The sequence below is a fragment of the Variovorax sp. PEI5 genome, assembly GCF_056679935.1.
The window spans coordinates 1,182,599-1,202,413 of the sequence record NZ_CM155257.1 but is presented as its reverse complement, the minus strand read 5'-3'; the positions used below and the strand labels follow the sequence as shown (position 1 = coordinate 1,202,413).

Sequence of the window (19,815 nt, the reverse complement as noted above, 5' to 3'; positions counted from 1 at the left end):
TGCAAGTCAAAAGGCAAACGGGTCACTGTCCGGCGAAACGCATCGAGTTCGTCCATGGCTTTGGCCTCAAGTCCCGACGCGACCTCACGAGGGTTGGCAAGGGGCACCCAAGGTTTTTCGTGCCCGAAAAAACACAAAGGTTCATCATGGAAATCTCGAAGGCAGAACTCGCTTCTGCAGTGGCCGCATCGGCCCATTCCGCTCAGTCTCCCCAGGAACTCATGGGTGCCGAAGTGCTGGTGAAGGCACTCCAGGCCGAGAACGTCCAATACATCTGGGGCTATCCGGGTGGCGCTGTCCTCTACATCTACGACGCGCTCTACAAGCAGGACACCATCCAGCATGTGCTCGTGCGCCACGAGCAGGCAGCAGTGCATGCTGCCGACGGATTCGCGCGTGCGACGGGCGAAGTCGGCGTGGCGTTGGTGACGTCGGGCCCGGGCCTGACGAACGCGGTGACCGGGATCGCCACGGCCTACATGGATTCCATCCCGATGGTGATCATCTCGGGTCAGGTGCCGACGGCGGCCATCGGTCTCGACGCATTCCAGGAATGCGACACGGTGGGCATCACGCGTCCCATCGTCAAGCACAACTTCCTCGTCAAGGATCCCAAGGACCTGGCGATGACGATGAAGAAGGCTTTCCACATCGCTCGCAGCGGTCGACCGGGCCCTGTGGTGGTGGATGTGCCCAAGGACGTGTCCTTCAAGAAGGTGGCCTACACCGGCTATCCCGACAAGGTCGAGATGCGTTCGTACAACCCGGTGCGCAAGGGCCATGGAGGTCAGATCCGCAAGGCGCTGCAGCTGCTGCTGAATGCGAAGCGCCCCTATATCTACACCGGCGGTGGCGTGCTGCTCGGCAATGCCACCAACGAATTGCGCACGCTGGTCGACATGCTGGGCTATCCGGTCACCAGTACGCTGATGGGCCTGGGAGCCTATCCGGCGAGCGATCGCAAGTTCCTCGGCATGCTGGGCATGCACGGCACCATCGAAGCCAACAATGCCATGCAGAACTGCGATGTGCTGCTGGCCGTGGGAGCGCGCTTCGACGATCGCGTGATCGGCAATCCCAAGCACTTCGCGCAGAACGAACGCAAGATCATCCACGTCGACATCGATCCGTCGAGCATCTCCAAGCGCGTGAAGGTCGATGTGCCGATCGTCGGCGACGTGAAGGACGTGCTGACCGAGCTGATCACCATGATCCGCGAGGCGGCCCACAAGCCTGATGCGGATGCGCTGGCCGAGTGGTGGCGGACCGTCGAGACATGGCGCGGACGTGACTGTCTGGCCTACGACCGCGGCAACGGCGATGTCATCAAGCCGCAGTTCGTCGTCGAGACGTTGTGGAACATGACCAAGGACGTGGAGACCTACATCACGTCCGACGTCGGTCAACACCAGATGTGGGCAGCCCAGTACTATCGCTTCGACGAACCACGCCGGTGGATCAACTCGGGCGGCTTGGGGACCATGGGTGTGGGTATTCCATATGCCATGGGCATCAAGCTGGCGAAGCCGGATGCCGAGGTCTTCACCATCACCGGCGAGGGTTCGGTGCAGATGTGCATCCAGGAGTTGTCGACCTGCCTGCAGTACAACACGCCGATCAAGATCTGCGCCTTGAACAACCGCTACCTGGGCATGGTGCGCCAGTGGCAGGAGATCGAGTACTCCGGCCGCTACAGTCATAGCTACATGGATGCCTTGCCCAACTTCGTGAAGCTGGCGGAGGCCTATGGCCACGTCGGCATGCTGATCGAACGTCCCGAGGATGTGGAGCCCGCGCTGCGCGAGGCGCGCCGTCTGAAGGACCGGACGGTGTTCATGGATTTCCGTACCGATCCCACCGAGAACGTCTTCCCGATGGTCAAGGCCGGCATGGGCATCACCGAGATGCTTCTGGGCTCGGAAGATCTTTGAGCTACGTCCGGCAGCAGCCGCATCGGCGGCTGCCGGTTTTTCGAATCTTTCTTTCGACGAATCTATTGTCCGCCGAGCCTGCGCATTACCGTGCGTGGGGGAGGGCGGCGAAAAGAGGAGTTCGCACACATGAAACACATCATTGCTGTCTTGCTGGAGAACGAGGCGGGTGCCTTGTCCCGTGTCGTGGGTCTGTTCTCGGCCCGTGGCTACAACATCGAATCCCTGACCGTCGCGCCCACCGAGGATCCGAGCCTGTCGCGCATGACGATCGTCACGGCGGGTTCCGACGACGTCATCGAACAGATCACAAAGCACCTCAATCGGTTGATCGAGGTCGTCAAGGTCGTGGATCTGACCGAAGGTGCCTATACCGAACGTGAACTCATGATGGTCAAGGTGCGCGCCGTCGGCAAGGAGCGCGAAGAGATGATGCGCATGGCCGAAATCTTCCGCGGCCGCATCATCGACGTCACCGACAAGAGCTACACCGTGGAACTCACGGGCGACCACGGCAAGAACGACGCTTTCCTCGAAGCGATCGATCGTGGCGCCATCCTCGAGACCGTGCGCACCGGTGCCAGCGGCATCGGTCGCGGCGAGCGCATCCTGCGCGTCTGACGATCATGCATCGGGGCTCAGCCGTCGCACGTTCGGGCTGAGCTTGTCGGAGCCCTCGCGCGAGCGGGGTCTGCACTGAGCCCTTCGACAGGCTCGACACGAACGGCACCACCACACTGCATCTGCACACATTCATCTGGAGAACGAAATGAAGGTTTACTACGACAAGGACACCGACCTGAGCCTGATCAAGGGCAAGACCGTCGCCATCATCGGCTATGGTTCGCAAGGTCATGCGCACGCACAGAACCTGAACGACAGCGGCGTGAAGGTCGTGGTCGGTCTGCGCAAGGGCGGTGCCTCCTGGCCCAAGGTCGAGAAGGCCGGCTTGAAGGTGGCCGAGGTGGCCGAGGCCGTGAGGTCGGCCGATGTCGTCATGATCCTGTTGCCCGACGAGCAGATCGCCAACGTCTACAAGAACGACGTGGCGCCCCATATCAAGGAAGGTGCCTCGCTGGTCTTCGCCCACGGCTTCAACGTGCACTATGGCTTCGTGCAGCCGCGTGCCGATCTCGACGTCTGGATGGTCGCCCCGAAGGCACCGGGCCACACCGTGCGTGGCACCTACACGCAAGGCGGAGGCGTGCCCCATCTCGTGGCCGTGCATCAGGACAAGACCGGCAAGGCTCGCGACCTGGCCCTGAGCTATGCCGCAGCCAATGGCGGCGGCAAGGCCGGCATCATCGAGACCAACTTCCGCGAGGAGACCGAGACCGACCTGTTCGGCGAACAGGCCGTCCTGTGCGGTGGTACCGTCGAACTGATCAAGGCCGGTTTCGAGACGCTGGTCGAAGCCGGCTATGCGCCCGAGATGGCGTACTTCGAATGCCTGCACGAACTCAAGCTCATCGTCGACCTGATCTACGAGGGCGGCATCGCCAACATGAACTACTCGATCTCCAACAACGCTGAATATGGCGAGTACGTCACGGGCCCGCGCATCGTGACCGAAGAGACGAAGAAGGCCATGAAGCAGGTCCTGAAGGACATCCAGACCGGTGAATATGCCAAGAGCTTCGTGCTGGAGAATGCTGCTGGCGCGCCCACGCTGATCAGCCGTCGCCGTCTGAATGCCGAGCACCAGATCGAAGTCGTCGGTGAGAAGCTGCGTGACATGATGCCCTGGATCAAGAAGAACAAGCTGGTCGACCAGACCCGCAACTGAGTCCGAGGCTTCGGGATCCGCAAGGCCACCTTCGCGGTGGCCTTTTCCATTCTGGGCTTCCGCTGCCCTCAACTACACTGCCTGCGATGAACCTCAAACCCTGTTTCGCGGCGCGCCTGTGCGGTGCCGACTCGGCACCTCCGCATCCGGGGAGCGATTGCGATGCATGACGACACCGTGGTCGACGACACGTTGCCGCGCAAGCGTCGCAAGGGCATCTACATTCTGCCCAACCTGTTCACGTTGGCGGCGTTGTTCGGTGGCTTCTATGCGGTGGTGATGGCCATGAATGCGCGCTTCGACCTGGCTGCATTGGGTGTGTTCGCCGCCATGGTGCTCGACAGTCTGGACGGCCGAGTGGCTCGCATGACCAACACGCAGAGTGCGTTCGGCGAGCAGATGGATTCACTCTCCGACATGGTGTCTTTCGGTGCCGCGCCGGCACTGATCGCTTACGAATGGTCGCTCAAGGGCCTGGGACGCTGGGGCTGGATCGCGGCTTTCGTCTACTGTGCCTGTGCCGCGCTGCGTCTGGCGCGCTTCAATGTCAATACCGGCACGGTCGACAAGCGCTGGTTCCAGGGTTTGCCGTCGCCCGCGGCAGCGGCGTTGGTGGCAGGCTTCATCTGGCTGATGACGGAATGGGGCAAGCGTGGCGACGAAGTGCTGTTCCTGTCGTGGAAGCAGATCACCTGGATCACTTTCGCTTTCACGCTCTATGCGGGTCTGACGATGGTCACCAATGCACCGTTCTACAGCTTCAAGGACGTGCAAGTCAAAAGGAGTGTCCCTTTCGCATCCATTGTGCTCATTGCCTTGGGCATCGCGGTGGTGAACATTCATCCACCGACCGTGCTGTTCGGAGTGTTCGTGGTCTATGGACTGAGCGGCTATCTGGTCTATGCATGGCGGAAAGCCAAGGGTGAGCCTGTCAGCTTGATCAGCATGTCGACCGACGAGCCAGACGAGCGGGGGCTCCACAAATAAAAAGCACTGTGCTACATTCCTCGGCTCCATGAGCAAGATGCCGCTGTCCCTACTAATTCTCTCCCACGGGCAGAGACGGTAGCGCGCGCGCATTCCTACCAACGGCCCGTTCGCATCAGCAACGGGCCGTTTTGTTTGGAGTTGCTGGTGGATTTTCCTTTCACCGAAAGAATCGTCATGTTGAAGCAACCCGACACTAAGTACCGTGCCTTCGCACCCATCGGCCTGAAGGATCGCACCTGGCCCGATGCCGTCCTGAGCAAGGCGCCTATCTGGCTGTCGACCGATCTGCGTGACGGTAACCAGGCGCTCGTCGAGCCCATGGACATCGCCCGGAAGATGCGCATGTTCGAGACGCTGGTGTCGATCGGTTTCAAGGAGATCGAGATCGGATTTCCGTCTGCTTCACAGGTCGAGTTCGACTTCGTTCGCAAACTCATCGAAGAGGATCGCATTCCCGATGACGTGACGGTGCAGGTCCTGACCCAGGCGCGCGACCAGCTCATCGCGCGAACGTTTGAAGCGCTCCAAGGCGCGCCGCGCGCCATCGTCCACCTCTACAACGCCGTGGCGCCGATCATGCGTCGAGTCGTGCTGGGCATGGACGAGGACGAGATCGTCCACTTGGCGACCACGCACGCGCGCATGTTCAATGAATGCGCTGCGAAGCAGCCGGAGACGCAATGGACGTTCCAGTACTCGCCAGAGATGTTCTCTGGAACTGAACTGGCTTTTTCCAAACGCGTGGTCGATGCGGTGACCGACGTGTGGGCACCCACGGTCGAACGCAAGTGCATCATCAATCTGCCTTCGACTGTCGAGCATTCGACACCGAATATCTTCGCCGACATGATCGAGTGGATGCACCGCAATCTCGCGCGCCGCGATGCGATCGTACTGTCGGTCCATCCACACAATGACCGCGGCACCGGGACTGCCGCCGGTGAATTCGCGTTGATGGCGGGAGCCGACCGGATCGAGGGCTGCCTCTTCGGCAACGGCGAGCGGACGGGGAACCTCGATCTGGTGAACGTGGCGCTCAATCTTTATACGCAAGGCGTATCGCCCGGTCTGGATTTTTCCAACATCGATGAAATCCGGGTCACGGTCGAGCAATGCAATCAGATGGCGGTGCATCCAAGGCACCCGTATGTTGGCGATCTGGTCTACACCTCGTTTTCCGGCTCACATCAGGACGCCATCAAGAAGGCGTTCGCGGCGCGGAAGGATGGGGACATCTGGGACTTGCCTTATCTGCCGATCGATCCAAAGGACGTGGGTCGGAGCTACGAAGCCGTGATCCGTGTGAACAGTCAGTCAGGCAAGGGCGGCATCGCCTATCTGCTCGAAAGCGAATATGGCTTGGAGTTGCCCCGTCGGTTGCAGATGGAATTCAGCCAGATCGTTCAGCGCGTCATGGATGTGGCAGGAAAAGAGCTCACCGCCGCCGATCTCTGGCGAATTTTCGACGAGGAGTATGGCGTCCGGGCGGTCGTCGGTCCGCAGCACCGGCTGTTGGAAGACGTGGCAGAGGATGGCGTGCCGTCCGTTGCACTCCGCGCGGATCTGACGTGGGATGGCGAGACGCACAAGATCGAGGGCCGTGGAAATGGCCCGATCGATGCCTTCATCCATGCGGTGTCGAGGATGACCGGGCATTCTGTTCGCGTGGTCGATTACCACCAGCATGCGATCGGCGAAGGCGCGGATGCTCAGGCGATGGCCTATCTCGAACTGCGCATCGACGAAAAGCAGACCCTCTTTGGCGTTGGTCAGGACGCCAACATCATTTCTGCCTCGCTGAAAGCGATTGTTTCAGGACTCGAGCGTGCTCGGCGTGCGGGTCAATGGGCGGAGGTTGGAAATGCAACCACGACCTGAGGAATCAGTAGTCTCTGATTGAACCTTGGTCATTCCGCAGTGGGATGCAGCCATGGGCGGTCGACTCGGGTCGGCCGTTAATGGCTGTGTCAGCCATTCGCTGCCGGCAAGCGGTGTTCCTGGGTCAGAAGAGCTTGGTTAGTTAGTAAAAAATAATTACAACTGGCTTGCGCGTGAACATGGACGCTTCGGAAGGGCTCTGTGGATCGTGCAGCGCCCAGCCTGACCAGGCCGTCGACAAGGCAAAGAGATCATGCCTTCGATGTCGGCTCGAAGTACCCGAGCGCGCACTGGTCATCGTCCGTTTCAATGCTGGCTAAAGAAAACAGCGGCATGAGAAGTAGCCCTTTAGTTTCGAATGAAGAAAGAAGCGCAAGTAATTGTCATTGCATGCTTTTTTTGATTTCGATACACTGCGGGGCCGTACTCGTTGTCGCTGGAGAAGTTTTGATGTCAGAAGCCCGTGTAAGTCGAGTTTCAAGCCAGCGTCTGATGTCAACATTTCGTGCGATAGCTATCGCATTGTGTGCGACTGCCATCGTATGGCCCAGCGCCCAGGCTGCCACCAAGAAGCAGGTCCCGGCGAAGAAGACTCAAGTCATGGTCGAAAGCAGGCACAAGGTCGCGGTGCCGAAGGCCAGGAAGTCAGCTGTCGCCGAGGGACGGGCAGTCAGCGCGGGGCGCAACATCGTGGCGACCTTGCGCAAGAGCGGTGGCAAGACGGTCGTCGCCGTTGAGCGTCGCTCGGTCGTCAGACTTGCAGAGACACCTCGTCTGTCGTATGGGCAGATGGCAGGACTTCATGGCACCGAGGATGCGCTGGATCTGAAATCGAGCGCTGCATTGGTGATCGACCAGGACACGCGCGAGGTCCTGTTCAGCAAAAACGACCATGCCGTACTGCCCATTGCTTCCATCACCAAATTGATGACTGGTTTGCTGATCAGCGAAGCGCGTCTTCCCATGGATGAATTCGTCACTATCACGCAGGACGATGTTGATACCGAAAAGGGCAGCAGCTCGCGTCTACGCATCGGTACGACCCTCTCACGTGGCGAGCTCCTGCATCTGGCGCTGATGTCGAGCGAGAACCGGGCAGCTCACGCACTCGGGCGAACCTATCCGGGGGGGCTGGCAACCTTCGTCAGCATGATGAATGCCAAGGCCAAGATGCTGGGAATGCGCGACACCGTGTACGTGGAACCAACGGGTCTATCGAGCCGTAACCAGTCCAGTGCACAGGATCTGGCACTCCTGGTCAACGCAGCTTCGTCCAATGCGATGGTTCGCGAGCTTTCGACTTCACCCAACTACCAGGTGGCAATCGGCAATCGGACGCTTCAGTACAACACGACCAACAGATTGGTCAGGAGTCCGGACTGGGACATTGGCGTTCAGAAAACCGGTTATATCTCCGAAGCTGGCCAGTGCCTCGTGATGCAGACAAAAATTGCCGGACGCAAATTGATCATGGTCTTTCTCGATTCGGCAGGAAAACTCAGTCGTATCGGGGATGCGGAACGCGTGAGACGTTGGGTCGAGGCCACTCATCTGATGTCACCAAGTCTGCAAGCTGCGAGCATGTCTCACTCTGTGGGCGACTGATCTCGTTTCTTCGATGGACATCGGTCGATGTCCCGTCAAGACACATCATGAAGTGAAGTCTGGGACTCCGGTATGCCGGCCCAACGCACTCGAGATTTCATTGGCGGTCGACTGCAGTTTCGGTAGCCAGCTATCATCCAGCCGATCCGCTGGAGCTGAGATCGAAAGACCAGCAATAAGCTTGTTCTGATCGTCGTAAATGCCTGCCGCAATGCATTTCACGCCGAGTTCCAATTCCTCGTTGTCTCGCGCAACACCTTGCTGTCGAGCCATGGACAACTCTCGTTCCAGCAATGGCAATTGGGTGATGCTGTTTCGCGTATGACCTGCCAAACCCGTTCGGGTCGCATAACTGCGTACGCGCTGCGGTTCTTCCGCGGCCAGAAACAGCTTGCCTGTCGATGTCAGATGAAGCGGCGCTCGACCGCCAATGGCGCGCACGACCTGCATGCCTGAGCGTTCGCTAAAAGCACGCTCGATATAAACGATTTCATCTCCCTGACGCAGGCTCAGGTTCACGGGTTGCTGAGTGATCTTGTGCAACTCGCGCATGGGCGCCAACGCGGCATCACGCACGCTCAATCTGCCCTTCACAAGATTGCCAAGCTCGAGAAGCCTCATTCCAAGTCGATAACTGCCCGCCGCCGGTCGATCGACGAAACGACCGACTGCAAGGTCATTCAAAATTCGATGGGTCGTGGAAGGGTGCAGGCCAGTCTTCTCACTGATCTCCTTGAGCGAAATCGGATCGGTTCTTGAAGCGAGTACGTCGATGAGGGCGAACATTCGTTCGATGACTTGGATGACTGGTGTCGCTGGAATATCTGAATGTGGTTTAGTCATGTCGCACCTCGTAGAAGACCGAGACGCGATTTTACCTTGTGAAATCGCTTTCGTCCTTCCATCTTCCTCCGACAAGAACTTCACAGGGACGAAAGGTCCGCTTGTAGGCCATCTTGGGGCTATCGGCAATCCAGTAACCGAGATAGACGTGGGCCAAGGCAAGTCGACGGGCTTGTTCGATCTGCCACAAAACGCCATATATGCCATAAGCGGCGCCTGGATCCGGCTCATAGAACGTGTAGACCGCCGATAGTCCGTCTTCCAACACATCCAGAATGGAGACCATCTTCAATTCTCCTGCGCCGCCGTCGATGCCGATCGTACGGAATTCGACGAGTCTTGAATCCACGCGGCTCTGCAACAAGAATTGGGTGTATTGATCGATGCTGTCGTGATCCATCCCGCCACCGGCATGGCGATGGCTCTGATATCGGAGATAGAGTTGATAGTGCTCAGGAACAAAACACAATTTCAATATGCGCACCTGCAGATTGGAATGACGTGTCCAAGACCGACGTTGACTTCGATTGGCTCTGAAACGGTCGACTGGTATTCTCAAGGGCGTGCACGCATTGCAGCCATCACAATACGGACGATAAGTAAACATGCCGCTGCGACGGAAGCCGTCGCGCACGAGTTCCGAATATGCCTCGCTGTGGATCAGGTGACCAGGCGTCGCGACTTGAGAGCGTGCTTGCCGGTCAGGCAGGTAACTGCATGGATAGGCTGCCGTTGCATAAAATTGCAAGGCATGCAGAGGAAGCTCCTTGAGATGTGCCACGTCGATGGAAGAAAGTTAACGGTGCAATAATTCAGACCAATAGGAAGGTTTGAAATGCCAGTCTATATCAGCTTTCTCTCGTGCGCGGGCTACATGCGCCACCAATTGTTCGCGCGAGATCTCACCGGCGCCCAGGCTCGCCAGGTGCGTCGTATTTTGCTGGCAATCGATGATGCCAATGTCATGACGCAAACAGATGCAGACGAGCGCGGCGAGTGCCGTCTTCGATGCGTCTGTGCGGTGGGCGAACATCGATTCTCCGAAGATGGCGTGGCCCAGTGCGACGCAATACAACCCGCCTGCCAGCTCTCCATCGATCCAAGTCTCCACGCTGTGTGCTGATCCGGCACGATGCAGGGTGACGTAGGCATCGATCATGGAGTCGACGATCCATGTCCCGTCTTGACCTTTGCGTGATGCGGTCGCACAAGCGCGAATGACAGCTTCGAAATCGTGGTCGATGCGTATCTCGCAGTTGCTTGCGGAACGGAACGATTGCAACGATTTCCTCATGGATCGATGAAGGCGGAATGCGCTCGGCGCGAGTGCCATTCGTGGTTGTGGGCTCCACCACAGGATGGGTTGGCCCTCGCTGAACCAAGGAAACACCGCTTTGCCATACGCATTCCGCAATGTCGCCACGTCGAGCGATCCACCCGCGGCCAGCAGGCCGGGCACGGGATCTTCCGCGCCCCACGCGCTGGCTGGCTCGGGCACTGGCTCACCTGGTTCGAGCCAGGGCAGTTTGGTGCTCATGATTCAAGATGTATGTGTATGACCATGGGTTCCGCACATGGCATGTAGATGAAGATAGCGCCATGTCGTTCCACGCATTGCCATCGTTCACGGTGCTTCGATCCAATCGAATTACGGGTCGTGAGGGCACGCCGGCAAATTCAATGGTCCATGGGTGCCAGAAACGCCTTGATCCGCTCCAAACTTCGTTCTACTCCAGAACGCTGCGCTGACCGTTCTGCGTCGAATGGGGCAGGGATACAAAAATGTGGCTTCTCGGACTTCAGTTGAAATCGCATATCTTGATGCTGCCTGAGGTGGTGATGATGGTACATACGCTGATTCGCGAGCACCTGCAGATTCGAAGAAACTCTTGAATGATGCACTGGCCGATCATGGAGCACATCGAGCTGTTCGATTCGCCGGCTTCAGCAGGGGTACATTGGCGAAACCGCATCGGGCGATCCGGGATCGATAGTCAACAGCATGTCCGCGTAGAACTCGTGGTCGGCTGGATTCTGCAAGGATGAATGTCCGACCATTGATCTCGTCTTCTGGGTTCATCGACATCGATCAGAGCCCTCGGACCAGAAAGCATTTGTTCCATGCGGCAATCTGGTCCATGGTCGGGTGTGTGCGCATCATGAGGCCGGTTCCCCGCGTCTCGATCGGAAGTTTCACGTCCGCTTGAAGGTGGGTGCCTGGAAGGTACGCCGAGTTGGGTCTCACGTCGCGGGACGGGGCGTGGGAGCGGAGTCCATGAAGACGCGGACATTCTCTTCATCGACGAGCGCGATCCGTCGGCGCAGGGCGAAATCTTCGAATGTTGGAGCCGTGTTGGACAAAGTTCAAAATGTGGTGCTATAATTTGAGGCTTGTTCCTCGATAGCTCAGTTGGTAGAGCGCCGGACTGTTAATCCGTAGGTCCCTGGTTCGAGCCCAGGTCGAGGAGCCACTACAAGCCACAAGGCCACTGGATGCCCCGCTATCACATCGATAGCGGGGCATTTTCATTTGCAGGGCTCGATTCGAAGCTTGTCGGCTGTCGGTCCACTCCAGCCCAAACCAACTTGGTACGACCGAAACCACGAAGGCTGTTTGCTGGGGCTATCGAATGCGGTCTGCTTTGGTAGACATACAGACTTGTCGCGTTCCGACTGCATGGATTGATGCATGCGATGAGCTGCATTCTTCGACCATGGACGACCGATCCTTTAGTCGAGCTGCCGCAGCGGTCATGCACTCATGCGATCCCGCAGTCCAGAATCCAGTGGTCATCGCGTCCTGATGAACATGACCGTGGATCAGGATCATGGGCCCTGCCACGCGGTGGTGCCAGGCTGCTGCGCTGAGCATCGACGCCGATCTTCTGGCTCTTGCCCTGAGGACGAATCTGGCAGTTTCATCATCGATGCATTCGCTGGCCGTGGTACCCATGGCGCAGGGAAGTCGAACGCAGTTGTCGGTGCTGCCTGGTTTCAGTGAGCCACATGCTGTCTGTGGTTAACGCCTCCTGATCCCTGAAGTCGGAAGGTCTGAGGAGGCCGTGGGACCCCTGCATGGACTGACCATCGGCAATGGCCACGTGACCGGAGACTCTCCAATGAAGGCCAGTATTCCATGCAAGCGGCTCGAAGTCCTGGTCGCCATGTCAATCGATACCCGCGCACGATGGATCTCCATCGTCTGCTGCAGCAGGTAATCGCCTCGACGTCGTTGGCATCCGTCGTTCCAGCGGCCGGCTCTTTGGCAGTGAGTCACACCACATCTTGAGCGGGCGTCTCCAAGCCTCGTGGCCCCACGAGGAAGCAGGTCAGGGATGCGCGCCTTCCATGGAGGACGGACCTCCAACCCAACAATCCCAAGCCATCGCTCCCATTGCTTGTGAAAGTGCAGGACCCACGCAGGACCGGGTGAAAAAGTTGCTGGAGGCCTACCGTTGGCGCAGGCCAGCAACTGCCGAGAAAAGTCCGTGACGGAGACGTGAAATGCCAACACGTGTGCATCCGTCCATGCACGAGTGATCGAAGAGTGCCAAGCGGGAGCAAGCCGGAAATCGACGAAATGATGGCGTGCCGCGGCAACACGGAACACGTGTCGTGGCCATGTCGTGAATGAGGACGCGAAAAGATCTGCATGCCGAAGCCCTGCTCGATCTGGCGATTCGTCCATTCACCGGAGGCGAGCGGCAGACGAGTCGGTACTTGCCAACACGAAGACCACGCGTGCTTGCGAGTCGCCAGAGAAATTGTTTTTGCACATGTCATGGATGCACCCGCGCGCGCCTGACCTAGCCGTGGACGTTCAAAAAATTCCAGGGTTTTGCTTTTGAGCGTGCTTTGTTGCGCGATGCATATTTTTGGATATCGGCAGACTTTGTCAAAAGAGTTAAGAAAATAGAATTAGTCATTCCTATATCGATCTAATTCTTTCAAAAATTATTTGACATGGCTGACTCTTATCAAGGAATGGGAGGTTTCTTAGGATTACGCATGGAAGATGTGATCGGTTTAAGTAAATAATTCACGTCACAGATTTTCGAGAGGTATAAATTGTTCGTGCACTGTATGGAGGATGCATGCGAATACAAAAGTAAAACTCCGTGGTGTATGTGCGGGTTGCAATTTCATCAATCGCTGTCTTTGACAGCTCATTCACTTGTGAGGTCTGGAAAATGTTCAAAAGATCATTGATTGCCGGTGCTGTCCTTTCCGTTTCTCTTGGGGCTCATGCAGTGGGCGCCAACATCAGCGTGACGGGGACCGTCACACCCGATGCCTGCACCATTGCGCTCGGAAACAACGGCAATGTGGACTACGGCACCCTCACGGCATCGGTCGTGAGGTCGTATGACTTGTGGTTTGGAACCCATTACACGCTACCGAACAAGGACATCGCCATCGAAGTCAATTGCCCATCGGCCACGCGTGTCGGGCTTTCAGTCCTCGACAACAGAGCAACCACCAAGGAGAACGGACTGACCCGACCGGGCATCAAGTTCGGGCTCGGACTTTCTGGGACACAGCCAATCGGCTTTTATGAAATACAGACGCATTCCATCCAGATCGGCCTGACGCGGGGGGGGACTCCCAACAATGCGGGAAGCTCGTTGATCAGGGACATGTCCGGAGGCCCGTGGATCTATCAGTCGTCGGATGTTCCAAGCGGGTATCTGTCGCAACTCAGCGTGACTTCGTTCTCCACAGGGACCACACGGACTGCTCAACTCACCCCTATCACGCGTCTGTCGGGTACCTTGAGGATATCCACCAAAGTCAGTACGCGCGCGATCGATGGTTTGGTCGGCAATCTCTCACTCGCCGGTGCGACGACCATCCAGATGGTCTACGTCTGAGGCATTGATTCGACCTCGACCCGTGCCGCAGCCCCTCGGCCGGGCTCAACGATCTCCATCGAGGCGTCGTGCGACGCTTCTCATCGCGGGCCCTCGATCAGGTCGTTCGCGAGATCTCGATGGTGATTGAGGGAGGTGGAATCCGGCCGACTCGGAATGTGCGCCGCATGTCGGTGCGGATTCCCAATGCCTCCCGCTGATCGAGAACGCTCAGCCATGGCTGGAAATCATCCTGCTGGCGCTATGGATATGTCGAGCAACGATTTTTCGATCTGCGATAGAGATGTGCGTCAGAGATCCGGTTTTTCAACTGTTTTCCCGATTCATCATGTCGTCCATTCTTCATGCGGTTCGTGCTGCGCTTTTGATCTGCTGGGGTGTCTCGATCTCGTGGCTGGCCGGCGCGACGGGACTCAAGCCGGACAGCACCATCGTTCAATTGTCCGCGAGCGATGGACAGGCCCAGATGGCAGTCACCAACACCGAGGCTTTGCCGATGTTGATGAATGTGGTCGTGATGGACCTGCCTGGAAGCGAGTCGCTCACGGTCATGCCCCTGCCCAGCGTGGCACGGGTCGAGGGAAATGGTCGGCAGATCGTTCGTTTCGTATTGACCGAATCTGCTCCCGACATCAAGAAGCAGTATCTGAAGAGAGTGAGTTTTGAAGGCATCCCGCCGAAGACCAGCGGGCCGAAAGAGGCGGTTCTGGCTGTCAATGTGCGTCAGATCATTCCCCTGGTGATCTCGCCGCCTGGATTGGTGCAGGAAGCGGAGCCCTGGACTCAACTTGCGATCGTTCGCAAGAGTGAGAGTGCGATGGAATTGCGCAACGACAGCCCATTCGTCGTGAGATTGAGGACCCAGGCGGAATTGCTTCCGATGAATACGCCGGTGCAGTTGCTCGTCGACACCTACGTGCTGCCGGGCGAACACATCGCGTTCGAACTGCCCCGGGATGTGATGGCAAGTGCGGTCACGGCCGTGCGGATCTCGCCTGCGTCGCCTTGGGGATACTCGGTGAATCCCTACGAAATCCACGTGGCGGGCAATGAGACGCGTTAGCCGGATCGATCAGCGTGTTCTTTCGTCGTCGTGCTCCCCTCCGCCGTCGAGTCGGCATGAAACGGCGTTCAAAGCGTTGCGGGAACGCATGCATGGACCGTTGACGAGTGTGGTTCTGGCAGCGGGTGCGTGCTGCACGTCCACGCAGGCGCAAGACTCGACGACCTTCGCACCGCCGCCGGCCGATGCATCGTCGTCGTCCCAAGGGCCCCGGCAGTCTTCGAGACTCGCGGCTTTGGATCATTCGAAGTCCGATGAGGAAGCGAGGCCGGTCCAGTTCGATCTCGAGATCCTGCGCGAGCGCGGACTGAGTCCGACAATCGGTGAGTATTTCCGAGACGGGCCACGATTCCAGATGGGCGCCCAGTGGGTCGCCTTCAATGTCAATGGCGACGACATCGGCCGCAGGCGCACCAGTTTCGATGCCACGGGTCGTCTGTGCATCACCGCGACACTGGCGGCATCGCTGGGCCTGAAGGCGGTGGAGAGGCCTGGAGGCGTGCAGGCCGGTGCATCCGCCGTCGGCGACTGTCCCGACCAGCGCGTCCACGCGCCCCGAGCAGTGATTGTGTTGCGTCCCAGTGAAGGCGCTGTCGAGATCACCGTCCCACCCGAGGACATGATGGCCATGTCGCATCCGGAGCGCATGGAAACGGGTGGTGTGGGCGCTCTCCTGAACTATCGTGCCTACGCCTACGAAAGCCGGACGATCGGTGCGCAGAAGAATGCTTCGCGTTATCTGGACACCGAACTGGGTTTCAATGCCGGCGACTGGATCGTTCGCTCGCATCAGATGTACAGCCAGAACGCCGGCATCGGCCACTACCGATGGCAGTCCGCCTATGCGCAGAGGACATTCGTCGAGCACAAGCAGGTGCTGCAGGCCGGACGCATCACCACGCGTGGTTCATTGTTCGCCGGATTGCCTCTCACGGGCGCGCAATGGTTCCCGGAACGCGGCTTGAAGCAGTTGCGCAACTATCCGGTCTCCGGCGTGGCCGCCACGCGTGCCCGGGTGGAGATCAGGCAGAACGGCATGCTGCTCCATTCGACGGTCGTGCCTCCCGGACCTTTCACGGTGAGCGACTATCCACTCGTGGACAAGACGAGCGACCTGCGGGTCAGCATCGTCGAGGAGAACGGCAACGAGCAGATCATGACGGTGCCGGCGGCCTCGCTGCTGCTGCTGTCCGACAACACCCAGAACGAGGGCCTGACGATGGCCGCGGGGCAGTTGTGGAGTGCGGCCGATGTGCGCAGCTATGACAACGTGCCAGTGGTGACGGGTGCCTACGGTTGGGCGCGCGGCAGTCTCACTGGCACCCTGGGCGGTCTGCTCTCCAGGCAATACGCATCGGCCGCCATGGCCGCGAACTGGAAGGTCGCGCCCCACGTCAGCAGCTTTGCGCAGATGGTGGCCTCGCGCGACGGTGGACGCGACCGGAACGGTGCCCAGGGAAGCGCGGCGCTCGCGTGGCTGATCGGTGAACACGTGTCGGTCGGCGTGTCGGGCAATCTGCGCTCGGCGGGATATCGCACGGTGCAGGAAGCCGCCAGCGTGATCCAGGCGCCGATCTCAGGGTCGGGCGCCCGTTCGCAGGCAGGCGCGACGGTCTCCATGAATCTCGAAGGCTGGGGCGCGGTGTCGGCGGGCATCACGCGCACGAGTTATTTCGACGCCCAGCCTGGCACGACATATTCCGCATCCTGGGGAGTAGGCTGGCGACAGGTCAGCCTGCAGGTGGGTGTGTCGCGCAGCAGCACGACGACCGCCTCCGCCGAAAGCGCGGGATTCGCCCCCTATGGTGTTCAGCGGGCGCCGATCTACGTGTATGTGAATTTGTCGATCGCCTTGGGTTCGGGTGTGACGATCAGCTCGTACGGACGCAGGACCGACGATGTGACCTACTACGGCGCCAGCATCGACCAGCGGGTGAACGACACGGTGGCCTATCGCTTGTCGGCCGAGCGCTCGAGCGGGATCCCCGGCACGGAGGCCTCGGGATCGGTGAACGTGCTACCGCGCTATGCATCCGTGTCGCTGGGCCTGTCGGATCGCCAGACGGGGCGCAGCTACTACGGGGAGATCACGGGCAGCATGCTGGCGACGCCCTCGGGCGTGGGCTTCTCGCCCTATCCGGTACAGGATACGTTCGGCGTCATCAGGACCGGGAACGTGGTGGGCCTGAAGGTGGATACGCCCCAGGGACCCGTGTGGTCGGGCCCTGGCGGTATCGTCGCCGTGCCGGCATTGCTCGCCTACCAGGCTTCGAGACTCGAGGCCGCCTTGACCGGCAAGGCGCTGAATGTCGATGTGGCCGATCCCTCACAGGTGGTCCGGGCTGGGCGTGGTGCCGTCCTGGACATGACCATGGATGCCAGACGCGTGCGGCGGGTGCTGCTCACCGTCACGGATGCCCAGGACGTCGTGCTGCCGGCGGGGCTGCCGGTGCTGCGTGGCGGCAACGAGTTCTTCTCGTCCACGGCCCGGGGCGGCCGGGTGATGGTCGATCGGATGCAGGAGGACGACATCCTGTATGTGGAGCTGCCCACCGGTCAGCGCTGCATGCTGCAGGACGTCCGCACGCGGGCACGCGGCGAGGGCGAATTATTCGAGAGCGGAACGGCAGCATGCAGATGACGACGACTCTTCGACCGCGGCGTCCGGCGCGGACTCATCGGACTTCCTGGACTCGTCGGCTCCCATGGCCTGGACTGTGGGCAAGCGCATGGGCGATCGTCCCGCTCATGGCGATGGCCAAGTGTGATTCCTTGACCTTTTCCTCGACTCACGTCGACATGGGATCCAGGACCTATTCGTCGCTACCCGACGCGCAGCTCGCCGGTCACAAGCTGGCCGGAACGAGGACCGTGGCATTGCGAGCGAGCTGCGATGACCGACCGGACGTCCGGCAGCTCAATGTGCTCCTGCCCATGGCGTTGGATGTCCCGGGTCTGGTGCGCTGGGGGTCCATGGTGGCTGGCGCCGAACGGGCGGGAGCGGCTCGGATCACGGTGCGGCAGGTCGTCGCCGGCGGTCGGGCCGTGCCGATGACCTTCACGCCCGCAGGAGGACCTGCCACCACCCTGGCCACACAAGGACCGTTGACTCTGGCGGGACCAGGCACGTTGAGCGTCGATCTCCGCGGTGTATCGAGCGAGGGCGACGCGCGGAAGACATTGCTGGTCGACCTGCAGATCCAGACCTTGCTGAGAAGTCCCGGCTTCGAGCCGGTCGGCGCCACGCCCTTCGGATTCAACATGGCCGTGAGCCTGCCTTGAACGGCGCATTTCCTCGGCTTCGAGCGGCATCGCCGAAGACGTCGCGATCCGACTCTCCAGGGCCGCATGCCTCCGGTCGCCAAAACCTCATGTTCGAACAAGCGACACCCGTAACTCTCCAATCTTTTCCCGCAAGAACCTTGGATCGAAAACCGTCCAGGCCAATGCTCAGGAAGTTCCATCACCGCGCGGCATTTGAACCAAGCGAATCGGGGAAAGATTGATTCCTTGCCATCGGTGCTTCGATTGCATGGTTTCGCTCCGAGTTTCGCATGCGTGATGGCTGGACGACCGGCGTCCGCGACCGCCGGGTCGTTCGACATCCATGAGGGTCGCCATGCCATTCGTTCAAATCCTGCTGCATTGCCAATGCCGGACTCGAGCTTCCGAAGAAGTGCAACGTTATAAACGATGTGCGGGTCACAGAATCGTTGTCGACTTTCTAGCGAATCGCGGCACCCCCATCCTCATGGCGGGTCCAGGGACATCCATCAAAAGGATGGCAACTCCCGTTTCTATGAAGAAAATCCGCTGACTTTTTGAATGAAATACACGTGACGGCCTACAAGAAATGCTGTGAGAATTTTTGCATGTAGATGTTTTTCTTAAATGATCGGCATTCTTGAGAAACGCTGAGTCTCTTGTAGGCCGAAAAATTCTGATCAATTATTAATCATGATCTCGCGTCGCTGAGCGGCGAGCGAAAAATCCAGACTCGTTTTGCAATGGCTTGTTGAATTTGGCGAAGTCCTCGTAGGTCGCCATGAATTCAATTTCGAAAGAAACGAGCAGTATTTTTCCAATAAGCGAAATCCATGAAGGGTAGGGAGCAGGAATGATCAAGAAATCGATGATTGCAGGTGCGGTGGCGTTGGGGTGTGCAGGGGTCCAAGCCGCGAGCGCCAATTTGACGGTGACCGGAACGATATCGCCGGAAGCCTGCAGCATCTCATTGGGTGGGAGTGCGGGTGCGACTGTGGACTATGGAAAATTACAAACGAACGACGTAAAGAAGAAGGCGGTGCTGGGGACAGATATTCCACTGTACGATTTGGGACAGAAAAGCATAAATCTGCAAGTGAATTGCGCGAGTCCAACGGTCGTTGTCTTGCACTGGGTCGATAACAAATCAGAAAGCATCATCAATAGCAATGCTTCGATTCCGAGTCGTTTTGGATTGGGTGTAAGTGCCGGAAAAAATATTGGTATATACAGTCTCGACGGCCTTGTTTCACAGATTGCGACGACTGCTTCGGGTTCGTTGACTAATGGAGGTGGATATGCTTATTCCGCTTCCATTCCTCCTTCGTGGAATTACTACGATGTCGATGGAGCGGTGGGGAAATTCAAGAACAATGGTTATTATGGATTCAAGATTTCCGCCCCGGATACGTCCATTACTGCGATTTATAGTGCTGCAATTACTCTTTATGTGAATGCCTACGTAAGCAAATCCCTGGTCGATACATCTGCCTCCGAGATCAAGCTGGATGGATCGTCGACGGTTTCGCTGGAATACCTTTGATGAATGGCGGTACAGGCGAATCAAGAAAAGCCGCATGGGCG

Annotated in this window: 14 protein-coding genes and 1 tRNA gene; 12 read left to right on the top strand and 3 right to left on the bottom strand. The window is 58.7% G+C overall.

Features of this window, described 5'->3' with window-relative positions; translation table 11 throughout:
• The first annotated feature begins 146 nt into the window (after nt 1-146).
• The 6 genes from AC1MLT_RS05495 to AC1MLT_RS05470 all read left to right on the top strand — a co-directional run bounded on the left by AC1MLT_RS05495 (nt 147) and on the right by AC1MLT_RS05470 (nt 8,190).
• Nucleotides 147-1,931 (top strand): acetolactate synthase 3 catalytic subunit, encoded by a 1,785-nt coding sequence (locus AC1MLT_RS05495; RefSeq protein ID WP_296307213.1) that lies wholly within the window; start codon nt 147-149, stop codon nt 1,929-1,931.
• Between the two features lie 129 nt (nt 1,932-2,060).
• Nucleotides 2,061-2,552 (top strand): acetolactate synthase small subunit, encoded by a 492-nt coding sequence (gene ilvN, locus AC1MLT_RS05490; protein ID WP_296307214.1) that lies wholly within the window; start codon nt 2,061-2,063, stop codon nt 2,550-2,552.
• A gap of 148 nt (nt 2,553-2,700) precedes the next feature.
• The gene (gene ilvC / locus AC1MLT_RS05485; protein ID WP_296307215.1) at nt 2,701-3,717 is read left to right on the top strand and encodes a ketol-acid reductoisomerase; all 1,017 of its coding nucleotides are present in this window, start codon (nt 2,701-2,703) and stop codon (nt 3,715-3,717) included.
• Nucleotides 3,718-3,879: 162 nt separating this feature from the next.
• Nucleotides 3,880-4,704 carry a CDP-diacylglycerol--serine O-phosphatidyltransferase gene (gene pssA, locus AC1MLT_RS05480; protein ID WP_296307216.1) on the top strand — a complete coding sequence of 275 codons (825 nt, stop codon included), beginning with the start codon at nt 3,880-3,882 and terminating at the stop codon, nt 4,702-4,704.
• A gap of 177 nt (nt 4,705-4,881) precedes the next feature.
• Nucleotides 4,882-6,585: a 2-isopropylmalate synthase gene (leuA, locus tag AC1MLT_RS05475; protein ID WP_481034254.1), complete on the top strand. Its 1,704-nt coding sequence runs from the start codon at nt 4,882-4,884 to the stop codon at nt 6,583-6,585.
• Between the two features lie 450 nt (nt 6,586-7,035).
• Nucleotides 7,036-8,190 (top strand): serine hydrolase, encoded by a 1,155-nt coding sequence (locus AC1MLT_RS05470; RefSeq protein WP_481034253.1) that lies wholly within the window; start codon nt 7,036-7,038, stop codon nt 8,188-8,190.
• 45 nt (nt 8,191-8,235) lie between these two features.
• On the opposite strand, the gene AC1MLT_RS05465 is transcribed toward AC1MLT_RS05470, so the two are convergent.
• The 3 genes from AC1MLT_RS05465 to aat are packed head-to-tail and all read right to left on the bottom strand — an operon-like array spanning nt 8,236 to nt 10,570.
• On the bottom strand, nt 8,236-9,033 hold the full coding sequence (locus AC1MLT_RS05465) for an IclR family transcriptional regulator (protein ID WP_296307218.1): 798 nt from the start codon (nt 9,031-9,033) through the stop codon (nt 8,236-8,238).
• Nucleotides 9,034-9,064: 31 nt separating this feature from the next.
• On the bottom strand, nt 9,065-9,814 hold the full coding sequence (locus AC1MLT_RS05460) for an arginyltransferase (RefSeq protein WP_481034252.1): 750 nt from the start codon (nt 9,812-9,814) through the stop codon (nt 9,065-9,067).
• A gap of 15 nt (nt 9,815-9,829) precedes the next feature.
• Nucleotides 9,830-10,570: a leucyl/phenylalanyl-tRNA--protein transferase gene (aat, locus tag AC1MLT_RS05455; RefSeq protein WP_296307220.1), complete on the bottom strand. Its 741-nt coding sequence runs from the start codon at nt 10,568-10,570 to the stop codon at nt 9,830-9,832.
• An 858-nt stretch (nt 10,571-11,428) separates the two neighbouring features.
• On the opposite strand from aat, the gene AC1MLT_RS05450 reads away from it, so the two are divergent.
• The 6 genes from AC1MLT_RS05450 (at nt 11,429) to AC1MLT_RS05425 (ending at nt 19,774) form a co-directional block, all read left to right on the top strand.
• Nucleotides 11,429-11,504, top strand: a tRNA-Asn gene (locus tag AC1MLT_RS05450).
• Nucleotides 11,505-13,223: 1,719 nt separating this feature from the next.
• On the top strand, nt 13,224-13,904 hold the full coding sequence (locus AC1MLT_RS05445; protein WP_296311213.1) for a DUF1120 domain-containing protein: 681 nt from the start codon (nt 13,224-13,226) through the stop codon (nt 13,902-13,904).
• 328 nt (nt 13,905-14,232) lie between these two features.
• Nucleotides 14,233-14,967 (top strand): fimbria/pilus periplasmic chaperone, encoded by a 735-nt coding sequence (locus AC1MLT_RS05440; protein WP_296311216.1) that lies wholly within the window; start codon nt 14,233-14,235, stop codon nt 14,965-14,967.
• Nucleotides 14,968-15,202: 235 nt separating this feature from the next.
• Nucleotides 15,203-17,608: a fimbria/pilus outer membrane usher protein gene (locus tag AC1MLT_RS05435; protein ID WP_296311219.1), complete on the top strand. Its 2,406-nt coding sequence runs from the start codon at nt 15,203-15,205 to the stop codon at nt 17,606-17,608.
• Nucleotides 17,609-17,715: 107 nt separating this feature from the next.
• Nucleotides 17,716-18,249, top strand: a complete 534-nt coding sequence (locus tag AC1MLT_RS05430; RefSeq protein ID WP_296311221.1) for a hypothetical protein — start codon at nt 17,716-17,718, stop codon at nt 18,247-18,249.
• A gap of 835 nt (nt 18,250-19,084) precedes the next feature.
• Nucleotides 19,085-19,774, top strand: a complete 690-nt coding sequence (locus tag AC1MLT_RS05425) for a DUF1120 domain-containing protein (RefSeq protein ID WP_481034251.1) — start codon at nt 19,085-19,087, stop codon at nt 19,772-19,774.
• The last annotated feature ends 41 nt before the right edge of the window (nt 19,775-19,815 follow it).

Excerpts from the sequence above, each read along its gene's own strand:
- aat (WP_296307220.1), bottom strand. The coding sequence starts at position 10,570 with ATGAGCACCAAACTGCCCTGGCTCGAACCAGGTGAGCCAGTGCCCGAG.
- ilvC (WP_296307215.1), top strand. The coding sequence starts at position 2,701 with ATGAAGGTTTACTACGACAAGGACACCGACCTGAGCCTGATCAAGGGC.
- AC1MLT_RS05445 (WP_296311213.1), top strand. The coding sequence starts at position 13,224 with ATGTTCAAAAGATCATTGATTGCCGGTGCTGTCCTTTCCGTTTCTCTT.
- AC1MLT_RS05495 (WP_296307213.1), top strand. The coding sequence starts at position 147 with ATGGAAATCTCGAAGGCAGAACTCGCTTCTGCAGTGGCCGCATCGGCC.
- ilvN (WP_296307214.1), top strand. The coding sequence starts at position 2,061 with ATGAAACACATCATTGCTGTCTTGCTGGAGAACGAGGCGGGTGCCTTG.
- AC1MLT_RS05470 (WP_481034253.1), top strand. The coding sequence starts at position 7,036 with ATGTCAGAAGCCCGTGTAAGTCGAGTTTCAAGCCAGCGTCTGATGTCA.
- AC1MLT_RS05430 (WP_296311221.1), top strand. The coding sequence starts at position 17,716 with ATGGCGATGGCCAAGTGTGATTCCTTGACCTTTTCCTCGACTCACGTC.
- pssA (WP_296307216.1), top strand. The coding sequence starts at position 3,880 with ATGCATGACGACACCGTGGTCGACGACACGTTGCCGCGCAAGCGTCGC.
- AC1MLT_RS05440 (WP_296311216.1), top strand. The coding sequence starts at position 14,233 with ATGTCGTCCATTCTTCATGCGGTTCGTGCTGCGCTTTTGATCTGCTGG.
- AC1MLT_RS05465 (WP_296307218.1), bottom strand. The coding sequence starts at position 9,033 with ATGACTAAACCACATTCAGATATTCCAGCGACACCAGTCATCCAAGTC.
- leuA (WP_481034254.1), top strand. The coding sequence starts at position 4,882 with ATGTTGAAGCAACCCGACACTAAGTACCGTGCCTTCGCACCCATCGGC.
- AC1MLT_RS05425 (WP_481034251.1), top strand. The coding sequence starts at position 19,085 with ATGATCAAGAAATCGATGATTGCAGGTGCGGTGGCGTTGGGGTGTGCA.